Source organism: Streptococcus sp. GMD4S (assembly GCF_000296955.1).
This window is the reverse complement of sequence record NZ_AJRE01000064.1, coordinates 1-9,985: the sequence shown is the minus strand read 5'-3', so window position 1 is coordinate 9,985 and position 9,985 is coordinate 1. Positions and strand designations below refer to the sequence as shown.

The following is a 9,985-nucleotide window of genomic DNA, read 5'->3' as shown; positions in this document are numbered from 1 at the left end:
GTTGCGATGACTTCAAACAAGAATCCACCAAAGACAGTGACACCGTTTGCCAAGGCATTTTCACCAAGACTAGCAGTTGACATGCCTGAGTTAGACAAGAGGAAGAATACTGCAGCTGACGCAAGGAAAGCTCCAACTACTTGTCCAAGGATATAGTTTACAAGCTCTGAAGATGACAAACGTTTGTTTACAAACAAAGCGATCGAAACCGCCGGGTTCAAGTGCGCACCTGAAACAGTTCCGATTGAGAAAGCTGCAACTACGATTGCCAAACCAAAGGCAAAAGCAATTCCAAGGTGTCCAAGGCCATTAAGACCATTTCCAAAAACAACAGCTCCTGTTCCAATGAACACAAGCATAAATGTACCGATTAATTCAGCAACAAATTTTTTCATGATAAATCTCCTTTTTTCAAACTATGTATTAGTCTATCAAAAGAAGGAAAGTGTTTCAAGAAAATTGACTGGAAAGTATTTGAAAATCATGAAACGACTCGCTTATCCTTAGTACTGAAAAGATTGAATGGCTTCTTTCAAGGCATCTTGTAAACTATTTTTCTGGTCAAGTTGGATATAGACTTCCAACAGACAGGATCTGAAGTTGGAAAATTTATAAAAATCTTCCCTCTCTTCTATCGGAAAGTCAATAGTTTTTATCCAAGAAGCTACTTGTTCTTGCCCTAATTTCCCTTGCAAAATGGGTTCATAAAGTACTCTCGCTAAGCGCCAGTCCTCATCATTTGTAAAACGAATGGTAATTCTTTTAAATAATTGACCCAGTACATCAAATACTTCAGAAAATCTGTTACTAGGAAAATCTGGATGACAAACGACTTCCGTCAAGAGATCCGCTCCATGCGCAAAAGCGTGAACCCAACCATACTGACTTGAAAAACCTGTCGTATCCTTTTCTTTTTTAAGGTAATACAAACCTTGAGATAGCATAGCATTTCTTATATCAGCTTTTAAGCCTTTATAGAAAAGAGAGTGCTCGTTACCATCTGCATACAAAAGATTGGCATAAATAAGCGCCCTAAAAGAACGTTTAAGAGTTGAAACTCCTCTACTATCAATCTCTTTGTATAGCCTTTCATTAGAGGAGACCTCTTCTGAGATAAACTGAAACTGCTCAAGGGAAAACAGTTCTTCTTGAATTCCTCTAGCCAAACTCGTAAAAACAAGTTCATCTCGAATTTCTGGAGAGGGATCTCCTAAATGCTCAAGCAACCACTGAATTTCTTCTCGACTATAGCTTGGTTTTTCTTCTGTCACTTTTCTTTGTAATTTTTTACGCATCTCAAGCACCTCTACATTTCTAGTAACTTATCAAAAAGTCATCCGAAGATGACTTTGAAGAGGAATATTTGGAAAAATTGGAAAGGAACATGGCATAGTTAAAGCACTATTTTTTCTTTTTCGGAGTTAAATCTTCAAAAGATGTACTATTTTTACTAATAGTCTCGCTAATGGCTTTTTGTCCCAACCCATTAATTGAGCTATCCATTTGAGCTGCTAAAGTCGTTACAGCAGTTTTATTTGTCATAGCAAGAACCCCTATCTCCTCATCGTACTTATCTACAATACCTTTTCTACCTGATTTTATAGGAGGAGCACAAAATGTTTTGATAGCTGCTCTTTCTAATGTTTTTTTGATTTCTCGCCTGGCTGATTCTGACATAGGTCCAATCAAAGCGTCTATGACTAAATCCACTAGCATTTCTTCTGCCTCCTTTCTAACTCATATAAGTCTTTTCTTTGACTATAACTCTCTTCTAACTCTTTTTCTAAGCGAGAACGCTCTTTTCGGTACTGAGTCTGCAACTCTTCATCTTTTGCCTCTATTTTAGCATACTGCCGAAGATACTCACTACTCGTCTCACTTGAATAAGATTCTAATAACATCAGAAATTGGTGATGCTCCCCATCGTCTCCAGATTTCTGTCTAGCAAAATCATAAGCAACGTTCTCAAACTCCTCATATAGTCTTGTCAACTGAGAACGATTATGATCTAAACTTTCATAGGATTCTTCTATTTTCTTCTTAGCAGTTCTATAGTCATCCTCCAAGGACCAAAGTCCCTCTTCTTGCTTTTTTATTTTCACTTGGATTTCTTCTAGTTTGTCCATTGATTAATATCCCTTGCCAAGCTTTCGTCTCCTTCAACTGCTTGTTCAACACCCTTCTGAATATTCGTTTCCAAATCCGTAAAGGCTTTTACAATCTCAGCTGATTTACTTACTTTTTTATCAAAATGTCTCTGAGTTTCACCCACAATACTATCATAAGTTACCCCAGCTTCTGCATAGACATCCTCTATCTCATCATAAGTTAACTCTGTGACGAACCAAGGAACTTCCTTACTTTTATCGTAGAGTGTTTCAGCATCCGCAACTGCTTTTTTCGCAACTGCCTCAATCTCGCTGTGTCCGTTGCTGACACTCTCTGTCATTGCCGTCGCAACAGCTGTTGCTTGGACGCTGTCCAAGAAAAACATCTCATGGCTACTTATACTACCATCTGATAAAAATTGGGTACTCAACTGCTTTAGAAGTCGATTTTTGACACCTTGTAATTTCTTCAGAGTTTCATAGTTCTTCTTTTCAAGTCCAGTCATCTTCTCTGGACTCTGATTTTCCAAAATATCTTTGATTTGGTTAATTTGATTTTTATCACCCGTAATATCTGGATCAATACTGTGCCCACCGGAATTTTCAAGCAGATAATCTTCCCCCAAGTATACACCTAAAAAAGGTTTTGAGATATTGTTAAGAAAGTCATCTTGAGTCCGGATTCGTACTACTTGACCTGTGAATGTCTTTTGTTTATTGATTATCTTCTCCCTTGCCGAATCCCACGGAGTCAGATAATCTATGATTTTATCTTTAGATTCGATAAGACCTTCTAAATAGAGAGGCGCTGAGTTATATACCACAGTACGCGGAGCGTTATACTCTAAGGCCACCCTCTGAGCGATGTTACCTCCTAAAGAATGTCCAGTTAGAGTAATATTATCCCCATATCTCTGTCGAATCCTTTCATAAAATTTGAAAGCTTCATCATAATGAAAACCGAGCGCCATGGCTATACTACCGACATCTGTAGCGACATCCTTGACTATATCCGCATTAGGATTCGTTCCCGTATAGGCAATAATCACCTCTCCACTGTCCTTATCTAGGAAGGCTGTACCACTCGTCCCAGTAAAGTCATCATGAAAATCATCTAGATACTGGAGGTTAGAGGGGAGAGGTTTACTTCTGTCTACTGCATTAAGAAGTTGTTTTCTATCATCATGTCCAATTTCAGGTTGATTAACTCGCACATTCTCAAATTCGTAAGTCAGATTTGCTGCATCTAGAGTAGCAATACCACTATTCGCTGTATCCTTTTTACTCATACTTCTCTCCTAATTCGATACTCTCTCCTTAAAATAATAGCCATCATTAAAATCAACAGTAACAGAATAATAATAAAAGTCATCTAACCTCAAAGAACTACCAAATCCTAGCACTGTTTCAGCTTGTTGCTGTTTATTAAAATATTGGTTAATCGTTGTGTTTTTAATAATATAATCTATATCAAAAGAACCATTATTTCCATTAAAATGTTTGTTTTTTAATGATAATTTACTTAAAAACTCTTTATCTATACCAAGTTTTTGAAACAAAAAACCATCAAACTTCCATATTCTTTTAGCGGTTTCTTCATCAGAAAAAATAAATTTGTTGTCTATATATTGAACACTTACTACCACTTCATCGCTTTTTGGCGCATCTTCCTTCGCTGGGCTTTTAGCAAGAGTACCCGTTATTGTATGCGATGTTGCATCACCTTTCAGCTTAATTTCTGTAATAGAATCATCAATTCCATCACTTTTCTTTTTGAAATAGACCTGCTCAATCTCAAATCCTTCCGGAAATTGCTTAAACAAATCAAACAAATTCTCGGTTGGATAGACACGACTGACCTCAGAGACTTTGTTCTCAATCCATGCTCGACTATTTTTATTTTCTCCACACCCTGTTAATCCTATCATTATCAATCCTCCTAAAAGTAACATTGTGAGAAATATGCGTTTTTTCATAACCCTCTCCTTACTTATGATATTCAATAAAACAACTAATCATAGTTCCCTTATAGTATACCATAAAAGAAACATTTCCTTGCTATCTTATTAAAATTCGTTAGTCAGATTAGAAGCATCTAAGGTCGGCACATTACTATTTGGCATCTATCTTCTTCATACTCTTACTTTTTCCTGTTATAAGTTCTGAATGAGATATATTTTCTCCGTCAAAAACCACAGGATAACCGTATTCATAGCCAATAGTTGCAGAGTGGTCTGCACTAATAAAAAGGTCTAACGATTCACTTGATTGTATATGGAAGTAATCCTGAATAATTTTACTATTTACATTTTTATAAGTAATAGAAGCATCACCAGTCTCCCAATTATAGTACGTTTTTTTGAGTTCCAATTGAGACAAAATTGCTTTATTTAGTTCTAACTTTTGAAATAAAAACCCATCATAAAACAAATCATCTTTAGAAACTTCTGGATTCAAAAATTCCAATCCTTTTTCAGTGTACACAACACGGCTTTCTAAAAGCACTTTTTCTTCATAAGGATTACCTCGAGCTTCTATTCTTTTAAAATTACCAGTTATTTCTTTTGTTTCTGCATTTCCTACGAGTTCAATCTTCTGATAACGAGAATAGTCCTTCGTCTCATCGTAGGTATCAATACTTCTAATCTCAAACCCTTCCGGAAATTGCTTAAACAAGTCAAAGAGATTTTCAGTTGGATAGACACGACTAACCTCAGAGACTTTGTTCTCAATCCATGCTCGACTGTTCTTATTTTCTCCACATCCTGCCAATCCTATCATTATCAATCCTCCTAAAAGTAATATTGCGAAAAACGCGCGTTTTTTCATAACCTTCTCCTTATTTATGATATTCAACAAAATAGCTAATCATAGTTCCCTTATGGTATACAATAAAAGCAACATTTCCTTGTATCTTATTCAAATTTACAAGTCAGATTCGCTGCATCCAGAGTTGGAATTTCACTGTTAACCGATTCTTTTTCACTCATTCTTTCGCATGCTCCTTATTTATAATCAGGTCAATCAGGATGTTTTAAATGTTAGCAAATTAATTAGAAACACTATTTCTATCATCTATCCAACTTGAAACTATCTCACTCATTCCATCATTTGGGTTATCCTTAAAAGCAATATTAACATTCAATCGATAACCTTTTGTATTATTATAAGATTCCGCTCCACTTATTGATAAAATGTGTTCTCCATTTGAATTAAGGAAATTATTTATTGTAGAGTCATCACTAATATAATAGATTTCAAACACATTGCGATTTGAAAAATATTGAAACTTTTCAAGCTTCATTTGAGATAAAACATCTCTATTCAAACTTAATGTTTGGAATAGAAAACTTTTATAACCCCAAATTTTTTCCGCTACCTCATTGTTAGAAAATATAAATTGACCATCTTTATATTCTACATCAACATGGTCTTTCACTTCTTCTTTATATGGTTCGGTAGATATTTTTATAGTCTCTATCTTTCCTTTTATGGTTTGATTTTCTGCATCTCCATCTAAGGAAACTACTGTTCTGAGCGAATCCTTATAGAATGTTTGAGTAATATTAAACCCTTCCGGAAATTGCTTAAACAAATCAAAGAGATTTTCAGTTGGATAAACACGACTGACCTCAGAGACTTTGTTCTCAATCCATACTCGACTGTTCTTATTTTCTCCACATCCTACCAATCCTATCATAATCAATCCTCCTAAAAGTAACATTGCGAAAAACATGCGTTTTTTCATAACCTTCTCCTTATTTATGATATTCAACAAAATAGCTAATCATAGTTCCCTTATAATATACCATAAAAGCAACATTTCCTTGCATCTTATTCAAATTTATAAGTTAGATTAGAAGCATCTAAAGTTGGAATACCACTACTCACCATTATTCAACTCTCCATTAGACACTGTTTCTCTAAAATAATAACCGTCTTTGTAATCAACAACAACAGAATAATAGTAATAATCATTACTCTGCAAAGAGCTTCCAAATTCTAATACGCCATTTTTAAGACCATCCATTTTAAAAAATTTGTTTATTATTGGATTATTCACACTATAAGATATGTCAAAACCATTAGTTACACTGTTATAACTCTTATTTTCTAATTTAAACTCAGATAAAATACTTTTATTAATCGTTAATTCTTGAAACAGAAAACCTTTAAGTTCCCAAATTTCCCTCGCTCTTTCTTCATCTGAAAAAATAAATTGCTGTTCTATGTAATTAACATCTATAATGTCTGTCTTTTTTTCTAACTTTAAATCTTTTCGAATTAATTTACCAGTTATCGTCTTGAACTGACTATTTCCGGTTAAGTATATTTTTATGCTAACTTTATCATTCATGTATACTTGATAGACCTCAAACCCTTCCGGAAATTGCTTAAACAAGTCAAACAGATTCTCGGTTGGATAGACACGACTGACCTCGGAGACTTTGTTCTCAATCCATTCTCGACTATTTTTATTTTCTCCACACCCTGCCAATCCTATCATTATCAATCCTCCTAAAAGTAACATTGTGAGAAATATGCGTTTTTTCATAACCCTCTCCTTGCTTATGATAATTAATAAAACAACTAATCATATTTCCCTTATAGTATATCATAAAAGGCTGATATGACTGTTTCATCTATGATGTTAAAATCCTGTCTAATTCATTTTAAAACACTGTAATCCTAAAGGTCATGATATAATAGCCAATGAATAACAAGCATTACTTGAAGGAGAAATGTATGAAAAAATCGTTCAGACTTTGTTGCCTAGCTTGTGTGACAACACTAGCCTTAGCCCTTGGTGCTTGCTCATCAAAGCCATCTACTAGTTCTACAAATAATTCAAACAATCAGGCCTCTACCTATCACAAGAAAGATGTAACTGGTCCTGCCGCTTCATTTGACTGGAATGCCAAAGTTGAACCTACCAACTATGAGAGAACCTTTGTTGAAACCAACAGTAGCAGTCAATTTAATAAAACTTTAGATCGCACGAAAGAGGCGGCTGAGAATCTTGAAAAAAAGAAAAAGGAAATTTCGGATCCTAAGGTTCAAACAGCCCTCAAATTAGTGGATGCTGTCTTTGTCAATCAAGAAAATTTTGACCTAGTTGTGAAATCAGCGAGTGCTAGCAATCAAGAAGAGTTATTTGATAAGATTTGGAACGAATATTTAGTCCCTGAGTTAACTAAAATCCGTCCGAATTTTTCAAATGATACCATCTTTGAGTATAAGGGAGAAAAATATCCTCTGAAAATTTATGCACCAATGTTTTTCAAGGTCAACACCAATGCATTAGGAAAAGCAGGTGCCTATACTCTTGAGGACTATAAGGTGGAGGGCGACATGGTTTATTTGAAATTTATATCCCCAGCTGTAGATACTTACCAATATGAAGTCAAAGCATCCTATCACACAGACAATCTCGAATTCTTTCAAGGACTGGTAGAAGAACAACAAAAGGTTCTTGAAACAGACTATGCTAAAGCTCTAAATATTCGATTTGTTTATCAATTAGCGGCGCTTGATTTTAAAGCTGACAACTACGTAGACCTAGAGGGCATGGATTATCTTGATCGTAACACCCATTACCTTGCCATAAAAGTGGATAATAATGGAGAAGCTAGCCTTGATAATGAAAATCTCGCCAACCTTTTACAAATTAGCATGAAGGCTTCAAACGAGGCCAATAAAGGAAAATTTGAATAAATCTTTAAAGCATAAAAAAATCACCTCAAACAGGTGATTTTTGTGTATTCATCTTATCGATAAACCGTCTTAAATCCGACACTGGATACCCTTACTCTCCCAACTCAGCACTGTAGGCGATAATCTGGTCAACTGTTTCAGACAGAAACTGAATCGTATCACGGAGTGGTTTGTCCGTTGAAATATCCGCTCCGATAATCATGGCTGACTCAAGCGGTGTCTTACTGCCACCTGATTTGAGGAGGTTGAGCCAGTCTTCAGCTCCAGTTTCAGAGTTTTTCAGATGGAGATAGCCAGCAGTCGAGATGACAAGACCAGCAGAGTAGGTGTAGCTATACAAGCCCATGTAATAGTGAGCTTGGCGCATCCAAGTCAAGGCCGCATCGTCGTCAATTTCAATAGCATCTCCCCAGAAATCTGTCAAAACTTCCTTCATAATGCTGTTGAGCTTGCTTGCTCCAAAGGTTTCCCCTTCTTCAATCAATGTATAAACCTTACGCTGGAAGGCTGCTTCCAAGAGGTGGGTGATGAAATTATGGAAGTAGGTATCTGTTAAGCGGTGGGCAAGGGCAAAGCGTTTTTGACGTGGGTCATCAGACTGGTACTCCAAGTAGTCACTGAGAAGCAATTCATTGAAGGTTGATGGCGCTTCAACGTAGTAGGTCGACATGTGGGCATTAAAGTAGCTTTGGTAATTGTCTGAAAAGATAAATTGACCAGAATGCCCAATTTCATGAATCAAGGTATAGACATCGCTCAAACGGCCTGTCCAGCTCATGAGGACATAAGGGTGCACGCGATATGGATCCGCCGCATAACCGCCAGAATCCTTGCCACTATTAGCAGCGAAGTCCACCCAACGTTCTTCTTGATAGCGAGCAACTTCCTGACAATATTCTTGTCCCAAAGGTTCAACTGACTTCATGACCAAATCATAGGCATCATCAATAGTCACTTCAGGATTGAGGGCGCTGTCCAAATCCAATTTCCAGTCTGCAAAGGTCATCTTTTCAAGTCCATTGACCTTGGCAACATGCTTGAGGTATCTCTGAGCTACTGGTGCAAAGTCCTTCATGATGAGGTCTATCTGACGATCAAACATGGCACGATCCACTTCTTGCTCAGCCAGAAGATAATCAAAGACTGAGTCGTAGCCCTTCATATCAGCCAAGAGTTTTTCCGACTTGACTTGAGCTAGATAGGCTGCGGCAGCCGTATTTTGGTGCTTACGTAGTCCTTCTGAGAAGGAACGGAAGGATTTCTCACGAACCTCAGCGTCCTCGTGGTTTTGGTAGAAATTCTCATAGGTAACAAAGCTGTTTTTGTAGGTCTTGCCATTGGCTTCAAAGTCAGCCATTTCAAAGTCCCCAGCTCGCATCTTAGTATAAATATCCTGAGGACTGTAGAAAACTTCACCGAGATTGGTTAAGGCCTTCTCCACATCAGCCCCTAGGTAGTGGGCTTTTTTGATTTTGGCCTGACGAATGGCTGCCGTCAAATGTGGCAATTCACCCAAACGGTCCAAGACTTCCTCGTCTGCTGCCACCAAGGCATCGTCAAAGAAGGTCAAGGCTACGCTGGCATCTGTTTCAAATTCCATCCCAGCTTGGGCAATATTGGCAAATTCTTCATTGCTATAGTCTGTCGTCTGAGGCATAAAGGCGTAATTGCCGATATGACTCATCTGAATGTAGATTTGTTCCAATTCCGCAAAGGCCTTTTCAAAATCCTCAAACGTATGAAGATTGCCCTTGTAATCACGGCTAAATTGGTTGATATCTTCGCGAGCTTTCTCGATTGCTCGCAAGAAATCCTCACGGTCTTGGTATAGGGCAGTTAAGTCCCAAAGTTCCTTTTCTGGAAATTCTGAACGGTGTTTTTGTTCCATTTTCTTCCTCTTATTTCTCTAATTCTACTAAAACACTAAGGGCAGATAAGGCGTAAAGTGGCGCTGTTTCTGCTCGCAAGATGCGAGGGCCAAGTCCTGCAAAAACAGCTCCTTTAGCTTCAAAACTTTCAATTTCTGCTGGTGAGAGACCACCTTCTGGGCCAAAAATAAAGAGCAATTTGGCTCCTTTTTCAAGACCAGTGACTGCTTGTAAGAGCGCAGCAGCTTCTCCCTCTTTTGCTGATTCTTCATAAGCCACCACAATTGAGTCAAA

At 37.2% G+C, this 9,985-nt stretch carries 12 protein-coding genes; 1 reads left to right on the top strand and 11 read right to left on the bottom strand.

The window, feature by feature from the left end:
• The 9 genes from GMD4S_RS05985 to GMD4S_RS05945 all read right to left on the bottom strand — a co-directional run.
• Nucleotides 1-395 (bottom strand): MIP/aquaporin family protein (locus GMD4S_RS05985; protein ID WP_000714819.1); only part of this gene is annotated, 395 nt, incomplete at its 3' end.
• Between the two features lie 108 nt (nt 396-503).
• Nucleotides 504-1,295 carry a DUF2785 domain-containing protein gene (locus tag GMD4S_RS05980; protein WP_001227786.1) on the bottom strand — a complete coding sequence of 264 codons (792 nt, stop codon included), beginning with the start codon at nt 1,293-1,295 and terminating at the stop codon, nt 504-506.
• A gap of 106 nt (nt 1,296-1,401) precedes the next feature.
• Nucleotides 1,402-1,716, bottom strand: a complete 315-nt coding sequence (locus GMD4S_RS05975) for a hypothetical protein (protein ID WP_000959513.1) — start codon at nt 1,714-1,716, stop codon at nt 1,402-1,404.
• Nucleotides 1,710-2,102 carry a hypothetical protein gene (locus GMD4S_RS05970; protein ID WP_237738583.1) on the bottom strand — a complete coding sequence of 131 codons (393 nt, stop codon included), beginning with the start codon at nt 2,100-2,102 and terminating at the stop codon, nt 1,710-1,712. Before GMD4S_RS05970 ends, GMD4S_RS05975 begins: the two co-directional genes overlap by 7 nt.
• 11 nt (nt 2,103-2,113) lie before the next feature.
• Nucleotides 2,114-3,397, bottom strand: a complete 1,284-nt coding sequence (locus GMD4S_RS05965; RefSeq protein WP_000037150.1) for a DUF2974 domain-containing protein — start codon at nt 3,395-3,397, stop codon at nt 2,114-2,116.
• Nucleotides 3,398-3,406: 9 nt separating this feature from the next.
• Complete coding sequence (locus GMD4S_RS05960) at nt 3,407-4,084, bottom strand: hypothetical protein (protein ID WP_000745947.1); 678 nt, start codon at nt 4,082-4,084, stop codon at nt 3,407-3,409.
• A gap of 136 nt (nt 4,085-4,220) precedes the next feature.
• On the bottom strand, nt 4,221-4,937 hold the full coding sequence (locus tag GMD4S_RS05955; protein ID WP_025172971.1) for a hypothetical protein: 717 nt from the start codon (nt 4,935-4,937) through the stop codon (nt 4,221-4,223).
• 220 nt (nt 4,938-5,157) lie between these two features.
• Complete coding sequence (locus tag GMD4S_RS05950) at nt 5,158-5,856, bottom strand: hypothetical protein (protein WP_000746966.1); 699 nt, start codon at nt 5,854-5,856, stop codon at nt 5,158-5,160.
• Between the two features lie 135 nt (nt 5,857-5,991).
• Nucleotides 5,992-6,663: a hypothetical protein gene (locus GMD4S_RS05945; RefSeq protein WP_000745946.1), complete on the bottom strand. Its 672-nt coding sequence runs from the start codon at nt 6,661-6,663 to the stop codon at nt 5,992-5,994.
• A gap of 191 nt (nt 6,664-6,854) precedes the next feature.
• Between GMD4S_RS05945 and GMD4S_RS05940 the strand changes: the two genes are divergently transcribed.
• Nucleotides 6,855-7,823, top strand: a complete 969-nt coding sequence (locus GMD4S_RS05940; protein WP_000748116.1) for a hypothetical protein — start codon at nt 6,855-6,857, stop codon at nt 7,821-7,823.
• Nucleotides 7,824-7,914: 91 nt separating this feature from the next.
• Here GMD4S_RS05940 and pepF read toward each other — a convergent pair whose 3' ends face one another.
• On the bottom strand, nt 7,915-9,711 hold the full coding sequence (pepF, locus tag GMD4S_RS05935; protein ID WP_000435561.1) for an oligoendopeptidase F: 1,797 nt from the start codon (nt 9,709-9,711) through the stop codon (nt 7,915-7,917).
• 10 nt (nt 9,712-9,721) lie between these two features.
• Nucleotides 9,722-9,985: RsmE family RNA methyltransferase (locus GMD4S_RS05930; protein ID WP_000385665.1), on the bottom strand; the 264-nt coding region annotated here is incomplete at its 5' end.